General features: G+C 42.2%; 14 protein-coding genes. 6 read left to right on the plus strand and 8 right to left on the minus strand.

Annotation, left to right across the window (positions count from 1 at the left end; translation table 11 throughout):
• The first annotated feature begins 116 nt into the window (after positions 1-116).
• Both DESACI_RS12905 and DESACI_RS12910 read left to right on the plus strand, forming a co-directional pair.
• Entirely contained in the window at positions 117-1,139 is a 1,023-nt protein-coding gene (locus DESACI_RS12905; protein WP_014827635.1) for a molybdopterin-binding protein, read from the plus strand.
• Positions 1,140-1,482: 343 nt separating this feature from the next.
• Positions 1,483-3,354: a sigma-54-dependent Fis family transcriptional regulator gene (locus DESACI_RS12910; RefSeq protein WP_014827636.1), complete on the plus strand. Its 1,872-nt coding sequence runs from the start codon at positions 1,483-1,485 to the stop codon at positions 3,352-3,354.
• A gap of 535 nt (positions 3,355-3,889) precedes the next feature.
• On the opposite strand, the gene DESACI_RS12915 is transcribed toward DESACI_RS12910, so the two are convergent.
• The 7 genes from DESACI_RS12915 to DESACI_RS12945 all read right to left on the minus strand — a co-directional run bounded on the left by DESACI_RS12915 (position 3,890) and on the right by DESACI_RS12945 (position 12,527).
• Complete coding sequence (locus DESACI_RS12915) at positions 3,890-4,633, minus strand: glucose 1-dehydrogenase (RefSeq protein ID WP_014827638.1); 744 nt, start codon at positions 4,631-4,633, stop codon at positions 3,890-3,892.
• Positions 4,634-4,689: 56 nt separating this feature from the next.
• A complete protein-coding gene (locus DESACI_RS12920; protein ID WP_014827639.1) occupies positions 4,690-5,406 on the minus strand; it encodes an ABC transporter ATP-binding protein in 717 nt (238 codons plus the stop codon).
• Complete coding sequence (locus DESACI_RS12925) at positions 5,400-7,184, minus strand: branched-chain amino acid ABC transporter ATP-binding protein/permease (protein WP_014827640.1); 1,785 nt, start codon at positions 7,182-7,184, stop codon at positions 5,400-5,402. Before DESACI_RS12925 ends, DESACI_RS12920 begins: the two co-directional genes overlap by 7 nt.
• On the minus strand, positions 7,168-8,040 hold the full coding sequence (locus tag DESACI_RS12930; RefSeq protein WP_014827641.1) for a branched-chain amino acid ABC transporter permease: 873 nt from the start codon (positions 8,038-8,040) through the stop codon (positions 7,168-7,170). The genes DESACI_RS12925 and DESACI_RS12930 overlap by 17 nt, the downstream gene beginning before the upstream one ends.
• 124 nt (positions 8,041-8,164) lie before the next feature.
• The gene (locus tag DESACI_RS12935) at positions 8,165-9,385 is read right to left on the minus strand and encodes an ABC transporter substrate-binding protein (RefSeq protein WP_014827642.1); all 1,221 of its coding nucleotides are present in this window, start codon (positions 9,383-9,385) and stop codon (positions 8,165-8,167) included.
• A gap of 307 nt (positions 9,386-9,692) precedes the next feature.
• Entirely contained in the window at positions 9,693-11,150 is a 1,458-nt protein-coding gene (locus DESACI_RS12940) for a sigma-54 interaction domain-containing protein (RefSeq protein WP_014827643.1), read from the minus strand.
• A gap of 198 nt (positions 11,151-11,348) precedes the next feature.
• Complete coding sequence (locus DESACI_RS12945; protein ID WP_014827644.1) at positions 11,349-12,527, minus strand: thiolase family protein; 1,179 nt, start codon at positions 12,525-12,527, stop codon at positions 11,349-11,351.
• A 129-nt stretch (positions 12,528-12,656) separates the two neighbouring features.
• Here DESACI_RS12945 and DESACI_RS12950 point away from each other — a divergent pair, with 129 nt between their 5' ends.
• The 4 genes from DESACI_RS12950 (at position 12,657) to DESACI_RS12965 (ending at position 16,748) form a co-directional block, all read left to right on the plus strand.
• Positions 12,657-13,079 carry a MaoC family dehydratase gene (locus tag DESACI_RS12950; protein WP_014827645.1) on the plus strand — a complete coding sequence of 141 codons (423 nt, stop codon included), beginning with the start codon at positions 12,657-12,659 and terminating at the stop codon, positions 13,077-13,079.
• 19 nt (positions 13,080-13,098) lie between these two features.
• Positions 13,099-13,848 carry an SDR family NAD(P)-dependent oxidoreductase gene (locus DESACI_RS12955; protein ID WP_014827646.1) on the plus strand — a complete coding sequence of 250 codons (750 nt, stop codon included), beginning with the start codon at positions 13,099-13,101 and terminating at the stop codon, positions 13,846-13,848.
• A gap of 250 nt (positions 13,849-14,098) precedes the next feature.
• Entirely contained in the window at positions 14,099-15,403 is a 1,305-nt protein-coding gene (locus DESACI_RS12960) for an acetyl-CoA hydrolase/transferase family protein (RefSeq protein WP_014827647.1), read from the plus strand.
• Positions 15,404-15,440: 37 nt separating this feature from the next.
• Positions 15,441-16,748, plus strand: coding sequence for a thiolase family protein (locus tag DESACI_RS12965; protein WP_014827648.1), 1,308 nt, complete (start codon positions 15,441-15,443; stop codon positions 16,746-16,748).
• A 183-nt stretch (positions 16,749-16,931) separates the two neighbouring features.
• Here the strand turns inward: DESACI_RS12965 and DESACI_RS12970 are convergent, their stop codons facing one another.
• A complete protein-coding gene (locus tag DESACI_RS12970; protein WP_041276493.1) occupies positions 16,932-19,589 on the minus strand; it encodes a translation factor GTPase family protein in 2,658 nt (885 codons plus the stop codon).
• Between the last annotated feature and the right edge of the window lie 243 nt (positions 19,590-19,832).

The raw sequence follows: 19,832 nt of genomic DNA on the forward strand, positions 1-19,832 counted from the left end.
GCCAGTGTTTACCTTCCTCAGCCAGCTTAAACCTCTGAAAGTTAAAATTAATCCCATAATGGGTTAGTTTTTATTGCACCTTTCTCCTGCACGAATTGGAGGTTAGCGCAATTACTATGGAAAAAATTAAAGTTCAAGATTCTGTTGGTGCCGTCTTAATTCATGACATGACCCAAATTATCCCGGGTATCACCAAAGGTCCAAGGTTTCGCAAAGGCCATGTGGTGCGGGAGGAGGACATTCCTGTTCTGCTCAGTATGGGAAAAGAGCATATCTATGTCTGGGATCAAACCCCCGGTCTGATTCATGAAAATGAAGCGGCAGAGCGCCTTGCCAAAGCATCCTGCGGGCCTGGGATCACCCTTGACGAACCTAAGGAAGGTAAGATTACCTTCACCGCTGCACAAGATGGGCTCCTCTATGTCTCAGAAGATGGTATTTTAGCTTTAAATTCCTTGGAATACATTATTCTCTCTACACTTCACAATCACCGCCCTGTGAAAAAAGGGGCTAAAATTGCAGGAACCCGTGTTGTTCCCCTTATGATTGATGAAACGCTGGTTCTTGAGGCTGAACGACTTGCCAATACTTTTTCGACTCCGCTTCTTGAAGTTCGTCCACTAAAATCGTTTAAAGTTGGTATTGTCACTACCGGAAGTGAAGTCTTTCAGGGAAGAATCCAAGATAAGTTTGGCCCGGTACTGAAGGCTAAGGTTGAAGGTTGGGGTTCTGTTGTTCTTGGGCAGACATTTGCCAGCGACGATATCTCTATGATCCAGCACTCTATCCGAGATCATTTGAATCAAGGGGCCGACATGATCTTGGTCAGCGGCGGTATGTCGGTAGATCCCGATGACGTAACCCCAACGGCTATCAAAGAAATGGGAGCCGAACTCATTACCTACGGCGCTCCTGTTTTGCCCGGCGCCATGTTTTTACTGGCCTATATGGGGAACATTCCAATTCTAGGGCTGCCAGGATGCGTTATGTATTCCAAGACAACAGCATTTGACCTGTTTGCCCCACGGCTGCTTGCAGGAGAGCGACTGTCGCGCCTTGATATTGTCAAAACTGGGCATGGTGGGCTTTGCCTTGACTGCCCTGTTTGTTCATACCCCCATTGTTCTTTCGGTAAATAAATCAATGTCTGAAACAGTTAACTTCAAAGCCCAACAATAGAAAAACTTCGTTGGGCTTTAAGCTTTTTAAGAAAAAACCTTATTTATTATGAAGATAATTTATTCGATTATATTAGTTTAATCTTAGAAAACTATATAATTTTTCCTATTTACTATGTGTTTATAATCCACACAGAATTGATTGAATAATAAAAATGTTCCATTTCCGATCTTTGTGTTCATTTAAAGTGTTCCATAATGGAGCACTTTGATGAGTCTTCTATGGTTGTTTGTTAAGAATATTTGTGTTATTCTGACAATATAGGGGATGAGCCCCTTTTATGCTAGAGAGAAGGGGAAGAGTATGAGCAATCGTTGGAATCGTTTTATCAATGGAGAAAGCGTCGAAGCGGAAGTGACTCCTTCCATCTATCGGTCCTGGCAGAGAAGCATTGAATTTCAAGTGGACTATAGACTGATTTCTAGTCAGGACATTCTCTCAAAACCCCGTCTTGATGAACGCCGAGCTTCCCAAGAATCACTAATCCGAGCGGGTGAATCAGTATTACCCTATATATTCAGTTTACTGGGAAGTACGAATTATACAGTCTTGCTTTGTGACAAAGAGGGCTACATTATCGAGGCTACCGGTGACACTTCTTTTATGAGTAAAGCTCAAAGAGTAAATCTTAGTCCTGGAGCGAGCTGGCGTGAAGAAATCAGAGGAACTAACGCCATTGGAACGGCTCTCCGTGATAATGCTCCTATCTCTGTCTTCGGTTGGGAACATTTTGTACGGGACAATCAATTTTTGGCCTGCTGGGCTGCTCCTATTCAAACTTCCGACGGGGCACCCCTCGGTGTATTTGATATTAGCGGTGAGGCCAGTAATGATCGTGAAAAAATCCTTAGCATTGCCCGAATGGGGGCAAGCATGATCGAAAAAAACCTGCAGATTTTCGAATTAGAACATCAACTGCAATTTTATCAAGAAGGTGCAAAACTCGCTTCTTCCCTTTTAAATCAGGGATTTCTGTCCATTGATCGAAACGGCATCATTACGAACATCAACACTTTAGGCGCCGCACTTCTTGGGCGCAAACAGGAAGAGATTATTGGACAGCTTGCTGCCGATATTTTCAGTTCACCCAAAGGCTGGATGTTAAACGGCCGTTCCTTAAACCTGAAAATCAAAAATAGCTACGGCAATGAAATTTCTTCCCACTTAAAAAAAGTGGTTAATGATAAGGGCCATTCTTTAGGGGCGGTAGGTACTCTGCAAATTACCGCGGACTCCTCAGCCATGTCTAATAACTCGTTATGGATTGGCCACGGTCAGCTTACTCAAAGGACTTTGGCAAGGGCTTCCAAAGTGGCATCAACACATTCTTCAGTGCTGATTCACGGAGAAAGCGGGACGGGAAAAGAAATTATTGCCCGAACAATCCATCAACTGAGCCCGCGGCGAGAAGGACCATTTATTGCCTTGAATTGTGCCTCTCTTTCTTCTTCACTGGTTGAGAGCGAACTGTTTGGCTATGTCGAAGGCGCCTTCACAGGAGCACGCCGTGGAGGCAAGCCCGGAAAATTCGAATTAGCGGACAAGGGAACCATTTTCCTCGATGAAATTGGGGATATGCCCCTTAATGTTCAAGTTGCACTGCTGCGCGCTCTTCAAGAGAAGGAAGTCTGCCGCATTGGCGATACAAAAACCATTAAAATTGATGTTCGTGTTATTGCGGCGTCCCATAAAGATCTTTCCGCTCTTGTGGAAGCTGATCGGTTCCGCCTCGATTTATATTATCGTTTAAAAGTTGTGACCTTGGAATTGCCACCGCTTCGGGAACGTACAGAAGATATAAGAGATCTGGTTCCCTATTTTATCCGCAAAGCCAGTAAATCCTTTGGCATACAAATCATCGGCATCCAAGAGGAAGTATATCCGTACTTTCTGGCCCATAAATGGCCAGGTAATGTCCGCGAACTTGAGAATTGTATTGAAAGTATGGTTGCTCTCGCCGAAGGTCCAATTTTGACCGTTGATGACTTACCCGATGAATTTAAAAAATCCGGCCCCCAAAGAGACCCGGAACCCTTACTTGAGCAACAGACTAAACATGCAATCCTTTATGCGCTTACTCAAACTAAAGGAAAAATTGCTCCTGCTGCCAAACTTCTTGGTATCGGAAGAAATACCCTCTACAGAAGAATGAAAGAAATGGATATACAGATTTAACAAGTTATTCTTCTTTTAACAAATAAGTAAGTTTAATTCATAAAATATCCTGGAGAGGTATGATCCACTCCAGGATGTTTTTGTTTGGCCTCAAACATTATCAGAGCTTTTGGAAGTAAGTCGAAACATTTTGTAACCAATACTAGGGATATTAATATCACGCTTAAGATTCCGATGATTTGATTCATTATATTTAGTTACGTTCGTATTTCGATTTCTCATTAAAACATAACCTCCTCTATTATCTAACTATCATCATATTGCAAAGTTTCTAAGATTAATCTCACCAACTATAATTTCTCCATAAACTATTAATATAGTCTTGGTAAGTTTTTTCAAAATAAAATATTGCTTTCATTATTAAATGCTTGTTGCCCTGCATTAAAACCTTCGTAACGTTTTCAAATTCGACAACCAACACTTACTTTTATATTGAGTCATTACAAAATTAAACTGCCTTAGTTCGTTGAAATCCGAACTAAAGCAGCTAAACTAGAGATCGCACATGCTTAAGACACCTTTTTCAAGTACCGTGTTATCTGTACATAAATCCCCCGGCAACCAAAAGTTCTTCGCCGGTAACCCAGGAGGCTTCTTCACTGCACAAATAGGCAACGGTGTCAGCAACTTCGGACGGAGTACCCATTCGTTTAAAGGCGGTCTTATTGACTAAATCCTCCAGCACATTTTCCGGTACGGCCCGCATCATCTCAGTATCAATCACACCGGGACGTACACAGTTAACATTTATATTATGCCTTCCGCCTTCCTTAGCCAAGCTCTTAGTTACGGCAATAATACCTGCTTTGGTAAAGGCATAATTAGCCTGCCCGGCTTCACCGCTGGCATTGGTTGAGGACAAATTGCAAATCTTTCCGTATTTTTGAGCCTTCATAATCATCCACGCTTCTTGGGTACAGTTAAAAAGACCTTTGCCATTAACGGCAATCACATCATCCCACTGTTTTTCTGTCATTTTATGAAATATTGCATCGCGAGTAATTCCCGCGTTATTAACCAGAATATCCACTGTCCCGAACTTTGCTGCAATTGCTTCGAAAGCAGCTTTTACTTCAGGTCTATTGACAATATTGCATCCCAGACCAATAACCTTATTGCCGCTGGGGTCAAGCTCCAAGGCCAATTGTTGAGCCCCCGCAGCATCAACATCAATAATCGCGATCTTTGCGCCCTCATCATAAAATTTTCTCACAATGGACTCTCCGATTCCTTTGGCCCCGCCTGTAATTACGGCAATTCTCCCCTCAAACTTCGACATTTATAACTCCTTCTTCCTTAATAACTACTTAATGGATTATAACTACATTTAACTGCTTAATACTTTTTCGCTCCGAGATAGCTTTCGACAACTTTGGGATCATTCATAATTTCCTCAGCTGTTCCACCCAGGGCAATACGACCTGTTTCAAGTACATAGGCTCGATTGGCTATTTTTAAAGCCATGTTAGCCATTTGTTCAACAAGTAATATCGTTGTCCCTTGCTCGGAAAGTTTCCTAATCATGTCAAAAATACCTTTAACATAAATAGGTGCTAAACCGGCAGAAGGCTCGTCAAGCAATAATAATTTAGGATTAGACATCATCGCCCGGGCAATAGCTAACATTTGCTGTTCTCCGCCGCTCAATGTCCCGGCAAACTGTTTTGATCTTTCTTTGAGAATCGGGAAAAGGCTGTACATCTGCTCAATATTTTTCAAAAACATTTGCTTATCTTTTCTAATAAGATATCCGCCAAGCACAAGATTCTCATATACAGTATGTTGAGGAAATACTTGTCTGCCCTCAGGACACATTGCCAGCCCCAGTTTCACTATTTTCTCCGCCGGTGTGCGGGAGATAGTTTGACCTTCAAACATAATTTCGCCTTGAGTTGGCTTAAGCAGACCTGTTACCGTTTTCATGATTGTAGTTTTTCCAGCTCCATTGGCTCCGATAATAACAACGACTTCTCCCTGATTCACTTCGAAAGAAACCTGCTTTATAATCTCAACCTTACCATAGCTCACATTAATAGCATTAACCTTTAACATACTTCCACCACCTCGTTCTTGCCAAGGTAAGCTTCAATAACTTCCTGGTTCCCTTGTATTTCCATCGGGGTGCCTTCAGCCAGCTTCTTACCAAAGTTCAGAACAGTAATGGCGTCTGATATATCCATAACAAAATCGATGTGATGTTCGATTAAAAGGATAGTAATTCCCTTAGCCTTAATTTTCTCGATGATTTGGGCCAAATTTCCGATCTCAATCTCGTTAAGCCCTGCTGCCGGCTCATCCAATAAAAGCAAATCCGGTTCCATAGCCAAAGCCCGGGCAATTTCCAGCAATCTCTGTTGACCGGAGGATAAACTATCGGCAAATTCGCTGGCTCTGTCTTCCAACCCCACCATCTTTAATAATGCCCAAGCACGTTCGCGAGTGATTGTTTCTTCCTTACGTCCTCGACGTGATTTAAACGTGAAATCAAACAAGTTACTGCGGTATTGCCCATGTCCGCCGACCATTATATTTTCCAGAACACTAATTTTCCCGAAAACCTGAACGCTTTGGAACGTACGGCTGATTCCTGCCAGAGCAATTTTGTAAGGTTTGATATTATTTAATTCCCGGCCATTAAACACAACTCGCCCCTCATTGGGTTTATAAACGCCCGTAATGATATTAATCATCGTACTCTTGCCCGCGCCATTCGGTCCTATTAAAGAATGAACCGAGCCTTTTTTAACGGTCAGAGACATGTCTTTAATAGCATTCAGCCCACCAAATCGTTTGGTGACATTGTCAAGTACCAGCAGCTTATCTTCGTCATTGTTGTCGTGCCTGTCTTCAATGGGATCAGCTTCAATTTTCTCGGGTTTCTCCACTTCAATTAATTTCGGAAATTTCCTAATGATCGCACCGCTGATTCCATAGGGCAAACCAATGACGGCAACAATCATTAATAATCCATAAACAATTAAGCGATACTGCTCTAAGGCCTGCAAGTAGTCGGGGAGAATGGTCAACAACAACGTACCGATAATCGGGCCGGCCATCGTACCTTGTCCGCCAATAATTATGGTTAACAGGAAGAAAACCGAAAGATTAAAGTTAAATGTATCCGGACTAATATAACTGCTTAAATACGTATAGAGACAGCCCGCCAATCCGGCTAGGACCGCGCTTAGGACAAAGGCCATCAACTTATAACCCATGATGTTAATGCCCATACAGCCCGCTGCTATTTCATTGTCTCTTATAGCCGAAAAGGCTCTTCCTATGGGACTTTTAATAATATTTTTGACGAAGAATAATACCAAGAGACATATGACCAAGATCAGATAATAGACCTGATTTTCACTTAGAGGCTGCCCTCCTATTCCAATAAGAGGTACCGATATACCGGCGGGTCCTCCCGTCAGTGGTATCCACTGGACTAAAAGTATTTCCACAATGACGCCAAATCCAATCGTCACCAGAGCCAGATAATGTCCCGATACTCTTAAGGTCGGTATGCCCACGATAAATCCGCAAATACCGGCTGCTACCATAGCGATAGGCAAGCTTACCCAAAAAGACATCCCAAATTTGACCGCCAGGATACCTCCGGCATAAGCGCCTACTGCATACAAACCCGCCTGGCCCAGCGAAACCTGTCCTGCATATCCCGCAACGATATTAAGTCCTGTGGTAAGGATCAAATAGATTAACGTCAGGGCAAAAAGCCTTAAGTAGTAGTCACCGGTTGCCGGACCGGCTAGAAATCCAATCAGTACCAGCAAACCCAAAATAAACACAATGATTTGCTCTTTATTATACTTTCTTTTCATATGCCACCCCAAAAATCCCTTCCGGTTTGATACTGATAGCAATAATCATAATCAAAAAGGCTATGGCATCTTTATACCCCGGTGATACTTGGGTCATTGCCAGGGCTTCCAAAATTCCTAATAATAATCCCCCCGCAAAAGCCCCTTTGCTGTTTCCCACACCGCCAATGATGGCGGCCCCAAATCCTTTTAAACCTATCGTGGCTGTCATTTCAGGCCCGACAAAAGTAATCGGACTGATCAATATACCGGCAATAGCAGCAATAATACCGCTCATAGCGAAACAGGTTATGACAATTCTCTTGGAACTTATTCCCATGAGCTTCGTCACATTATGACTAAATGATGTTGCCTTGATAGCACTCCCAAGGATTGTTTTCCCCAGTACGACATTAAAAAAGAGAGCGATGAATAAAGTTATAACCATAACCCAAATATCGTGAGGGAGTATTTTAATACCAAGGACCTTGACTAATTGCGGCCCGCCAATCGGCGGAAATGCTTGCGGTTGGGTACCCCAGATGAGCATGGCGGCATTCGTAAATACTGTACCTGCACCCAAGGTTGCCATCAGCCATCCAAGAGAATTGCCCAATTTATCCCCAAAAGGCCGTACCGTGCCGTAATATAGGAAGACGGCGAGTATTGCAATAACAATGCAGGCCAGGATAAGACCTGGAATAAACGGAATCCCCGCGGTCACGATAAAAGTGAGTGCGAACATAGCTCCTAACATAACAATTTGCCCATGGGCAAAATTGATAATCCCGGTCGTGGAGTAAATGATATTAATAGCTAGGGCCAGGAGCGCATAGATACTTCCCATGACCATGCCACTCTCTAAAGCCTGAAACATTCTCATCACTTCCTATGATTATATTTTGATGGTTTTCTCTGAATTCAGCCTCTTAGAATTTTTTGGTGGAACAACTTCGCAAGTTATCCCACCAAATGTTGTGTTTATGCAAACGAACGTTTTTTCACTCAACGATTTGGAACAATCCCTTTTTAGCCGATGTTACCAAACCCACCGACAACTGCGAAGGATCATTGCCATCATGTTTGGTTGAACTAAAATGATAATCAGAGTTGGCGCCATCGTAGTTTGAAATTGATTCAATAGCCCCCTTAATCTTCTCAGAATTATAGCTCTTACTTGCCTCTACACCTTGCTTAATAATATAAACACAGTCATAGAAAGAAACGGACGTTGCAAAAATGATCTGATTGGTAGCATCGGCGCCAAATTTACTTTCGTAGGCTGTTATTATCTTATTCAGGCGCTCGGGAATCGGTTGATTTTCTTTATAGGTACATTTAGTTGGCGTATTGCAAAGCGACCCTGCAGCGGCACTTTTAGCGAGATCTCGGTAGGCAGGCATACCTTCAGCGGTGTATCCATGAAGTTCGATTTTGGGAGGTAAATAATCAAGTTTCTGGAGGGCTAAGGCAATATGAGCTCCATCAACTCCTAAGGCAAATAACAAAGCCGAGTCACATTGGGCATCCTTAATTTTTTGCGCTACAGGCAGCATATCAACGTCGCCGACAGTATAAGGGCAATCGACAGCCGGCTGTTTACCCGCTTGTTTGAAAGCATTTTGCATATCAGTTAATGCTCCGCTTCCCAGTGCCGTAGTATCATGAACCATGGCTATCTTTTGACGTCCTTTTTTCACAGCTCGTTGGACCATATAAGTAGCTTGATCCCGGTCGTTGATATGGGTTCTAAATGAATAGGGATACTTCTGGGCATCGATGAGAGCCGCTCCGGTACACCCGCCGTTGAGATGGATAATTTTATTCTGATTCAGGTAAGGTTGAATTGCCATTGCACACGTTGTATTTGTTGGACCAATAAAGGCATCAATTTTGTCCTTAGTCACAAGTTCACGCGCTAGATTCAGCGATTTAGTGGGATCAGCCTCGTCGTCGAGTATTACCAAACGAACGGGAATTCCATTGATCCCGCCCTTAGCATTGATCTCATCGACGGCAACCGTCGCACCATACTTCAAGTTATTGCCTAATTGAGCGCTAGGTCCTGTCATCGCGCCGATAGCCCCTATCACAAATTCCTTTTTGCTTTCACCGGACTGAGTTGTGGATGTTCCGCATCCTGCCAGAAGGCCAGGAAAAGCCAACGTTGCCAACGTAACTCCGGAAAGTTTCATGAATTTGCGACGAGATACATCTTCCATTTATTTTTCCTCCTCAAAAAAATTAATTAATTTATTTCGCTAACTGCCTTCGACACTTTAAATTTCAAACAAGCAAGAAATATGCCAGTTTTCAAATAACTATTTTACAACGACTTTGCAGGCTAGTAGACCGTCTTTTTTGAATCTTCGGATAATTATTAATTCGCTTATATCTATTTATATTGCAAAAATACAATATTCAATGTGGCAAATTTGCAATATGTGCTATTTTCTCAACTTAAACGCTTAGTATTAAAAATCAGAGCCTCTCCAACACCGTTGAAGAGGCCAAAAATTAATATCCATATTAATTAAATTCCTGATCTCTCAGATTAACAACGTGTACTTTCCTGTAGATTGCTGACCGGTCCATGCACAAGATCCGAGCGGCTTCACTCACACATCCATGACATTCTTCTAAAATATTTTTAATATATTCCTTTTCGATATAATCCATGATTTTCTTAAGTGGAGCTTTGGAACTGACAGAAATGCAAAAGGTCTCATTTCCTTTATCTTCCCGACTCTGCTTCTGAGTGGTATTAACGCGTAGATTCCGTGGTGAATTTGTTATTTCTTCAACTTGATAGTCGATAACATGCCCCACGGTCGTTATCACGAGACGTTCAATTAAATTGCGGAGTTCTCGGACATTACCCGGCCAACTATAGTTCAAAAATCCTCTGAGCGTTTCGTCGGCAAATACTTTGTCGTAACTATACTTCCTGTTCAATTCTTCCAAGAAGATCTTGCTTATGGCTAAAATATCTTCAGATCGTTCGCGCAGAGGCGTTAAACGCAGGGGAACAACGTTGATCCGGTAAAATAGATCCTCACGAAAGGTTCTATCGGCAACCATAATTTTCAAATCACGATTTGTAGCACAAACTAGGCGAAAGTCAACTTTTCTTGAAGTTGTGCCCCCTATCCTTCTCACATCGCCGTTTTCCAAGACACGCAGTAATTTTGCCTGCAGTATAAGGGGCATCTCTCCTATTTCATCAAGGAAGATCGTTCCTTTATCGGCCAGTTCAAATAATCCCGGCTTTCCTTTGGTATCTGCACCCGTAAAAGATCCTTTTTCATAACCAAACAATTCTGCTTCAATTAAATTCTCGGGAATCGCCGAACAATTAACTGTAATAAAGGCTTCTCTCGATCGATGACTAATGCTATGGATATACTTTGCCAATATTTCTTTACCCGTGCCTGATTCACCATATAACAGGACCGAAGAGTCCGTGGGACCCACTGCATTCGCTTTTAGCAGCAGATTCTTCATGGCCGGGCTTTCTGCAACTAAATGACGATTCTTAAGGCCTTGACTTCTTAGATATTGAACTTCGTCTTTATACCGTTGGACAAGTTCTCTCTCTTTGTCCAAAGTTTGGGCTAATTTTACCAGCGTATCTTCATCTCGGCTGTTACTAATGACCATCGTCATAGTTCCATTAGCATCAAATAACGGCCGGCTGGTACACATAAGATTGACTCCAGCCTTGGTTTTGATGACTCCGGTCACGGTCGTTCTCTTTTCAATGGCCTCCAAGGCAATCGACTTATTCCAATAGCCTTTTTCTATAAGTTCTCTAATATTTTTACCCACCATTTCCGAAGCGGGTAAGTTCAAAAGTCGTTCAGACGTAGAATTAGCCATTATAATATTGCCTTGGGCATCAGTCACAAAAATTGAATCATAAGAATTATCCATGACTTCTTTAAGGTAGTAAGAGTCAATCCCAAGAGCACTTTTTGTCTCAATCATTTCTTTCACCCTTTTGTTGATTATTTAATGCTAAATGATTCACTGACAAAAAATTGTAGAGTATATTTAATTATATTTAATTTTTAAAGATTGTACAATACTCGAATAATTAACAAGCCCGTTGATTTCACTGTGAGTTCGTTAAATCAACGGGCTTGTTTCATTTTACTGAAGTATGAATTTATCTCTTTATCTTCTTTATCGAGCTTCAAACCATGCTGTTACACCCTGTCCGCCGCCACAGCAGAAAGAAATCAGACCATTTTTAAGCTGCCGCTCACGCATAAGATAAGCAAGTTTGGCTGTTAGAATTCCGCCTGTAGCCGCAAGCGGATGTCCTAAAGCAATCGCACCGCCATTGACATTGACCTTTTCCATATCCATCCCTAAATCTCGAATACACGCTATAGATTGGGCAGCAAAGGCTTCATTTAATTCTAAAACATCAAAATCCTTGATCACCGTACCCGTTTGTTTTAATAGTTTGCGTGTTGAATGAATAGGACCTAAACCCATGTAATTGGGATCCAATGCTGCAATCGCATAGGCTTTGAACTTTAACATCCAATCGAGTCCCATCTCTTCAGCCTTTTCTCTCGACATTACAACACAAGCAGAAGCTCCGTCGTTCATTGGAGAACTGTTGCCCGCGGTAACAGTACCACCCTCCTTAAATGCCGGCTTTAATTTCGATAAAGCTTCCAAACTAATATCCGGTCGAGGGCACTCATCTCGGTTAACAATAAGCGGAGAACCTTTGCGCTGCGGAATTGTGATCGGTACAATCTGTTCATCAAACGCTCCTCGTTCGATTGCAACCAAAGCTTTTTTATGGCTTTGAAGGGCAAATTCATCCATTTCACTGCGCGTAATTCCATAAAGATCAGCAACATTTTCGGCAGTTATTCCCATGGGTGGATTGCCGATTTGTGGAGGAGACGCTTGAATGCCAAAAAACTTTGGAGCTGTTTGCACTTTATAAGCCTTATCCGCCCTTTCCATGACATAGGGTCTTCGCGAATCACTTTCAGCACCTCCTGCTATATAAACATCGCCAAGACCACTCATGACTAGAGCAGCAGCTAACATAATAGCATTTAGGGCTGAGGAACATTGCCGGTCAACGGTCATTCCCGGTACTTGAAGAGGCAGGCCTGCTTCAAGCACACACATGCGAGCCATATTGGCCACATCGAAAGAAAACAAATTCCCCATAATCACATCGTCAATTTCCAGAGGATCTATCCCCGCTCTTGCTATAGTCTCTTTAATAACTGCCGCACCCAACTTATAGGCCGGAACTTCTGCAAGAACTCCGCCGCATTTACCGACAGGCGTTCTAACCGGCGCAACGATAACCGCATCTCTTAATTGCAAAAAACAATCCCCCTTTCTCTTTCTTATTTTTTGTGATGCAAAAAGGGTGCCAATAAAGCCTGATCGATTTTTCTGGTATAAAATTTGCAACATCCTGATTGCTAATCAATTTAAGTGAGGTGATTAATCATGGACTACGGAAACTCCATAAAAAAGTGGGAAGAATTCAACGTCGGTGATTCCACTAAGTATGCTAAAACTATTACCTCTGCCGATATCGTAATATGGTGCGGACTAACAGGTGATATGAATCCGATTCATCTTGATCGTGAATACAGCCGAAAAACTCAATTTAAGGACATTATTGTTCCAGGAATTTATGTCTTAGGATTTATTTCAGCTACTTTGGGTAAGATCCTCGGCAGTATCTATGCTTCTCAAACTGTTCGATTTACGAAACCTGTTTATGTGAATGATACCATTTCGGCAGAATCTACCATCATTGATAAACTTGAAAATAAACGCATGCTTAAGCTCCACACTCGTTGTGCGAATCAGAATGAGGAAACCGTCTTAGATGGTGAAGCCTTGCTCTATATTCCTAGACCCTAAGAAAAGAAAGGGATTTAGAATGAAGAACATCTTTAACTTAAAGGGAAAGGTTGCCCTTGTTACAGGAGCCGGACAGGGTTTAGGCGCAGTCATGGCTCAAATCCTATCTGATGCAGGAGCATCAATCGTTTGTGCCAGCAGAACTCTGTCGAAGGCAAATGAAGTACGAGACACCATCATAGAAGGAGGTGGGTCAAGTATTTCCGTCCAAGTCGACGTGGGTAATGCTCAGAGCGTTGACAATATGATAAAGCAAACCCTTACCGAATACGGTACCCTTGATATTCTCATTAATAACGCCGGGGTCAACCACCGGGAATTATGTATCAACATGGCAGAGGAACAATGGGACGAAGTGATACGCGTTAACTTGAAAGGTATTTTTCTTTGCTCACGAGCCGTTGGGCCCATCTTTATGAAAAAGAAACAAGGAAAAGTAATCAACATTACTTCTGTTATCGGGTCTCAAGCACTGCCGACCCGAGGCCCTTATTCTGCTTCGAAAGCAGCCGTTATCCAATTCACAAAAGTCCTGGCGTTGGAATGGGCACCTTACAATATCAATGTCAATGCCCTAGGTCCGGGGTACTTCAAAAGCAGAATGAATGATTCCTTAAATGATGCAGAATCTATTCTCAAACGCATTCCTTTGGGAAGAATGGCGGATCCTGAAGAACTGGCAGGGACTATTATTTATCTCAGTTCTGAAGCCTCAAATTATGTAACCGGTCAAACATTGTTCGTTGATGGCGGTTTTCTCTGTAATTAGATAGTTCTGATTCCACCTTACGCTCTTGATTGTTAAAGCCTTCGAATACTTGGCAAATATATGGTAAATCTGCAACGTTTAATGTTGCAGATTTACCATATATTTTATTATTAAGACTATTGAGAGAATTGATATTAACATAATTTTACTGTTCTATTTGTTTAAATTCACACAATCTAAATTTGGCATTATTCTTGCAATAGTTGGAGACTGTCACAAAATTCATTGTCTTGAAAGGAGTATTTTCTCAATGGATTGGAGAGAAACGTATAAGAGCCGCCTGACAACTGCTGACGAAGCAGTGAAAGTCGTTAAGTCAGGAGATTTTGTTATACCCGGCCATGCAGCAAGTGAATCAGAACTACTTGTAAATGCTCTTGTCAAACGTTACTTAGATTTAGAAAATGTTACCATTATTCAAGGGGTTGCTCTTGGCAGTTCGCCCTACTGCAAACCTGAAATGGAAGGCCATTTTATTCTAAAATCTATGTTCGTAGGGGCCAATACCCGCAAATCCGTCTGGGAAAACCGGGGAACATTCTTTCCTCTGATGTTTCATGAGTTTCCTCGGGCTTTTCGCGAAGGTTATTTGGGCTCTGATGTCTTCATCACAATGGTTAGTCCGCCTGATGAACATGGTTACTGCAGCTTGGGAATGTCCGTAGATCACTCGAAAGAGTTAGTTAGATGTGCAAAGACCGTCATTGCTGAAGTGAATCCTAATGTTCCTCGAACCTATGGAGATACCTTCGTTCATGTCAGTGATCTTGATTACATTGTCGAAAACGATGGTCCTCTACTGGAACTTAATCGTTTTGCGGCCATGGATGAGGTTACTCAAGCCATAGGGCGAAATGTCGCCGGGCTTATTAACGATGGCGACACTCTCCAAATGGGCGCCGGAACAATTCCCGATGCTATACTTCATTACCTCAAAGATAAAAGAGATCTGGGGATACATACGGAAATGTTTTCCGATGGTCTCATCGATCTTATTGAGGCCGGAATCGTTAATTGCTCTAAAAAAACCATAAATCCTGGAAAAATTGTTGTAACCTTTGCAGAAGGAACTAAGAAAGTTTACGAATATATCGATAGAAATCCAATGTTTCAATTTCATCCCGTTGATTACGTCAACAACCCTTGCATCATTGCCCAACATGATAATATGGTCGCCATTAATTCTGCTTTAGAAATTGACTTAAGCGGTCAAGTTTGTGCCGAAGCTCTCGGGGCTAAGCAATACAGCGGCATTGGCGGACAATTAGACTTTATTCGCGGCGCAGCGGCTGCCAAAAACGGCAGACCGGTCATTGTTTTACAGTCTACGGCTAAAAGCGCAACGATTTCCAGAATCTCCTGTCAATTAAAGCCGGGAACCCCAGTCACTACAACTCGCAATGATGTTCACTGGGTCGCCACTGAATATGGTGCTGTCGATTTATTCTGTAAATCAGAAAAGGAAAGGGCCGCAGCTCTTATCAGCATTGCCCATCCCAACTTTAGAGATGAGCTTAAACGACAGTACCGTGAAATCTATGGCCGGGTTCTATAGTTAATAGTTTTATAATTAATAACGAGGTGAAGTTAATATGAGCTTTCAAAAAAGCACGGACGATATCGTTTGCGTCAGCGCAGTCAGAACACCTTTTGGTAAATTCGGCGGTTCCATGAGGAATATCGACATTTACGACCTTGGGGCCATTGCCATGAGAAACGCGATGGAAAAAATCAGCCTCGATCCCTCCTGCATCGATGAAGTATGGTGGGGCAATGGTGATACTACCAGCACAAAAGATCCATTTACTCCAGTTGTCGCTCGTCAGACAATGCTGAAAGCTGGGATTTCACCCGAGACCCCTTCCATCTCTTATGATCAAGCCTGCACCTCAGCTCTCAGTACCGTTAAATACGGAGCCCGAAGCATTAAACTTGGGGAAGCCAAAATTGTCATGACCGGGGGATCAACGAGTTTCAGCACTGTTCCCTTTTTACTGCGGGATATTCGCTGGGAAGGAAAAAAGCATTCTTCCTTTATGGTCGAAGATCCGATTATTCCCCTTGGCTACAAGGACTATGCACCTGTTGCAGTAGATTCCGGCAATGTTGCCATTGAGTATGGCGTATCCCGCGAAGAACAAGATGAGTTAGCTTTAAGCAGTCATGTTAAATACGGTAAGGCCTGGGAGCGGGAATTTTTCAAAAATGAAATGCACCCCCTTGAGTTAACTCAAAAGGATAAAAAGGGAAATGTCATTTCTTCCAAAGTCTTAAATATCGATGAGCAATTCCGTTCCGATATCAGTATGGATAAGCTTGAAAAATTAAAACCGATTTTCGGCAATCCAACCTGTACAGCAGGCAATGCTCCAGGAATGAATGACGGTGCTGCTGCCCAGATCATTACAACCAGAGAAAATGCCGAGAAATTGGGTCTGCCTATTCTTTATACCCTGGTTGCAATTTCTGCAATTGCCTTGCAGCCAAGAATTATGCCGGTATCACCTGCTTTTGCCATTAAAAAATGTCTTGATGAGGCAAAAATAACCATGAATGATCTTAACTATATTGAAATTAATGAGGCCTTTGCCTGCGTCCCTTTAGTTTCACTTAAACTCTTGTCTAATGAACGATTCTTAAAGAGTGACTACAAGACAATGGTCAAAGAAGCTTCAGATAAACCTATCTTAGATAATGATGATATTCAATACCGGAAACTTAAAGAAAAGCTCAATCCTAACGGAAGCGCCATTGCTGTAGGCCATCCCAACACAGCAAGCGGGGCACGAATCATGATGACTGCTGCTTATAATCTCAAAGAAAATGGCGGCGGCTACGCGGCTTGCGCAATTTGCGGCGGATTAACTCAAGGAGCAGGAGCAATTATTTGGGTCGAATAGAATTTAAATTCACCCCAAAACTTATAGGTTCCTCCAACACCAATTAGCAAAGAGTTAAGAAATAAGTTTCATATTTAATTTAAGAGAGATTCGTTATTTTGGGAGCGAATTTTAATTAAACGTTGAAAATCAGCCATAATTTGGACTTTCAAATCTTGGCTGATTTTTAGGCATACCACAAATCTATGTGAGTTTATCGTGTTCTTTTTTAATAAGATCTTTCATCTCTTGTTTTGTTTTCGGAGACAAGGTATCGCTTAAATAATTACGATTTTCTTTCTGTATAGCCTGATATTCCCGATTTATTCTTTCATTAGCCAAATCGATCTCAATCTTCAATTCTCGAGCGGATAACAAGGCACCTCCTGATCCTCGGATAATGATCTGCTGTAAACCATCTGAGGTTGCCACTGTGATATTATATTGCTTCTGATGATCATAAGCGAACTTTTCAATATACTGGTCTGCCGTTTGGGCCTCCTTAGTAAAGACCAAATGAATATTATGATAGTCAATGACTTCTTCAGAATGCCCCAGAACAAGGTAGGCGTCAAAGACGGTGATGATTTGACACTTTCGAATCCCCTGATAATTACTTAGAATTTCAAGCAATTTCATCCTGGCGCCATCCATGTTGACATCTGCAAGCTCTTTTAGCCCAGGCCAGGCATAGATAATATTGTAGCCGTCAACAAGAAGATACTCTTCTTTCGTTTCCTTCAGCCTGCTCTCAGAGCTAAGCGATTCGTAATAACTTTCATGGGCTGTTTTGCGCTTTTTCCAAACAGCCTTTTTCCCTTGGTTGGCATAGGATGTGTTATTAATTATTTGATCAATCTCCTCTAAACTGATCCACTTTTCTTCTTTATATGAAGCCCGGTATGGGGCAGGTTCTCCATATAATTCTTCCTTTTTCTGAAGATAACTTTCAAGATGCATGTAATCCTTTACTTTATCCCACTCCACTAAAAAACCTGCACCATGTGCACAAAAAACAGAACCTGTTGGATTTTCCGGGTCTCTTTCCGAGTCATATCCTATAGTTTCTATGACCTCAGCCCCATTATGGCACGGTTCGTAACCTTTCAGACTGCAAAACAACCTGCCGTGACCTTTGGTATAAGCGATGACTTCTTTCTGATAATTTTTCATCGCTATGACCGGAGCACTTCCCACGAGAACTGCCACCTCATCATTTGTCTGTGATACCTCACAGGTACCATACATTTTCTCAACATCTGTCATAGCTTTACCGACCATTTTTACCGGCAGTTCCAGTTGGAAGGTATAATAAGGCTCCAGTAAAATAGATTCAGCCTGCTTTAAACCCTGACGAACGGCACGGTAAGTAGCCTCACGAAAGTCCCCGCCTTCTGTATGTTTATGGTGTGCTCTGCCTGAGACTAAGGTAATTTTCATATCAGTAATTGCAGACCCAGTAAGAATTCCCTTGTGTTCTTTTTCTTCCAGATGAGTTAAAACAAGTCGCTGCCAGCTTTTACTTAAGATGTCCTCACTGCAGTCTGTCCCAAACTGTAAACCACTGCCCTGTTCCCCTGGTTCCAATAAAAGATGAACCTCCGCATAATGCCGTAAGGGCTCAAAGTGCCCCACTCCCTCTACTACATTGGCAATAGTTTCTTTATAGACTATTCTTCCGGCATCAAAGTCTACCCGTACACCAAAACGGCTTAGAATAAGGCTCTGCAAAATTTCAATCTGTACCTCTCCCATGATTCGGGCTTGGATTTCCTGTAACTGCTCATCCCAGACTATATGAAGTTCCGGCTCCTCTTCTTCAAGCTGGCGCAGCTTTGGAATCATCACTCTTGGGTCACAGCCTTCCGGAAGGATAATTTGATAGGACAGTACAGGCTCCAACACTGGTATAGTGGACGCTTCCTCGATCCCTAAGCCCTCTCCCGGTCTGGTTTGACTAAGTCCGGTAACTGCCAATATCGAACCGGCCTCTATCTCATTCACTGTCTCGTACTTCTGACCGGAATAGATACGGATTTGGTTCACTTTCTCTTCCCACATGCCATTCCTTAAGACATCTTTCACCTTCAGTTTTCCACCGGTCAGTTTCATATGGGTAAGACGGTTTCCTTGTTCATCTCTTGTAATTTTAAATATTCTCGCCCCGAATTCATCGGGATAGCCAGGCAGCTTGGCAAAGTTCACAAGGCCTTGCATAAATCGTTCGACGCCTTCTAATTTTAAAGCGGAACCGAAATAGCACGGAAATACTTTGCGCTCTTTGATTGCTCTCTTAATAGTTGCAGCTTCAAGTTTTCCTGTTTGCAGATAATCTTCCATCAAAATTTCGTCACACATAGCCAGTTGGTCGTAAAATCCGTCTGTCTCGACTAGTTCAAATTCAATGCATCCGTCGTTCAGCTGCTTTTTTATTTCATTGATTAACTCGCCCTTATCCGTACCAATCTGATCCATCTTATTGATAAAGAGAAAAACAGGGATCTGATATATGGCGAGGAGCTGCCATAATGTTTTGGTATGTCCCTGCACCCCATCCGCACCGCTTATCACTAAAATGGCATAATCCAACACCTGAAGAGTCCTCTCCATTTCAGCCGAAAAGTCCGCGTGCCCTGGAGTATCAAGTAAGACAATCTGAGTATTCCCAATTTCAAAGATGGCCTGCTTGGAAAAAATCGTGATTCCCCTTGCCCTTTCCAGTTCATAGTTATCTAAATAGGCATCCTTATTGTCAACTCTCCCTAATTTTCCAATTTTGCCGCTCAGATAAAGCATACTCTCTGATAAGGTCGTCTTGCCTGCATCAACATGGGCCAATATTCCAACGACTAACTTTTTCATCATCTATTTCAAATCCTTTAATTTGTCTGTTCCCATAAAACGAGCTCGTTGACCTTTGTCGATTCTTTAATTATTATGATACGAGCAGGTTTGAAATACAAGAATGAATCTAAAGACAGTACTTTCATAATTAAAAGCAATATGCGTATAGAATAAACTTCAGATTAAATAAAATACCAATTATATTATAAAATGACTCTCAATAATGTAAAAAGGTAATCAAGTACTAAAAATTCCACACAC

It is taken from the genome of Desulfosporosinus acidiphilus SJ4 (genome assembly GCF_000255115.2).
Lineage (GTDB): Bacteria > Bacillota > Desulfitobacteriia > Desulfitobacteriales > Desulfitobacteriaceae > Desulfosporosinus > Desulfosporosinus acidiphilus.

Bases quoted from the DNA above. Each gene is read 5' to 3' on its own strand.
- DESACI_RS12905 (WP_014827635.1), top strand. From the start codon at position 117: ATGGAAAAAATTAAAGTTCAAGATTCTGTTGGTGCCGTCTTAATTCAT.
- DESACI_RS12910 (WP_014827636.1), top strand. From the start codon at position 1,483: ATGAGCAATCGTTGGAATCGTTTTATCAATGGAGAAAGCGTCGAAGCG.
- DESACI_RS12915 (WP_014827638.1), bottom strand. From the start codon at position 4,633: ATGTCGAAGTTTGAGGGGAGAATTGCCGTAATTACAGGCGGGGCCAAA.
- DESACI_RS12920 (WP_014827639.1), bottom strand. From the start codon at position 5,406: ATGTTAAAGGTTAATGCTATTAATGTGAGCTATGGTAAGGTTGAGATT.
- DESACI_RS12925 (WP_014827640.1), bottom strand. From the start codon at position 7,184: ATGAAAAGAAAGTATAATAAAGAGCAAATCATTGTGTTTATTTTGGGT.
- DESACI_RS12930 (WP_014827641.1), bottom strand. From the start codon at position 8,040: ATGTTTCAGGCTTTAGAGAGTGGCATGGTCATGGGAAGTATCTATGCG.
- DESACI_RS12935 (WP_014827642.1), bottom strand. From the start codon at position 9,385: ATGGAAGATGTATCTCGTCGCAAATTCATGAAACTTTCCGGAGTTACG.
- DESACI_RS12940 (WP_014827643.1), bottom strand. From the start codon at position 11,150: ATGATTGAGACAAAAAGTGCTCTTGGGATTGACTCTTACTACCTTAAA.
- DESACI_RS12950 (WP_014827645.1), top strand. From the start codon at position 12,657: ATGGACTACGGAAACTCCATAAAAAAGTGGGAAGAATTCAACGTCGGT.
- DESACI_RS12955 (WP_014827646.1), top strand. From the start codon at position 13,099: ATGAAGAACATCTTTAACTTAAAGGGAAAGGTTGCCCTTGTTACAGGA.
- DESACI_RS12960 (WP_014827647.1), top strand. From the start codon at position 14,099: ATGGATTGGAGAGAAACGTATAAGAGCCGCCTGACAACTGCTGACGAA.
- DESACI_RS12965 (WP_014827648.1), top strand. From the start codon at position 15,441: ATGAGCTTTCAAAAAAGCACGGACGATATCGTTTGCGTCAGCGCAGTC.
- DESACI_RS12970 (WP_041276493.1), bottom strand. From the start codon at position 19,589: ATGAAAAAGTTAGTCGTTGGAATATTGGCCCATGTTGATGCAGGCAAG.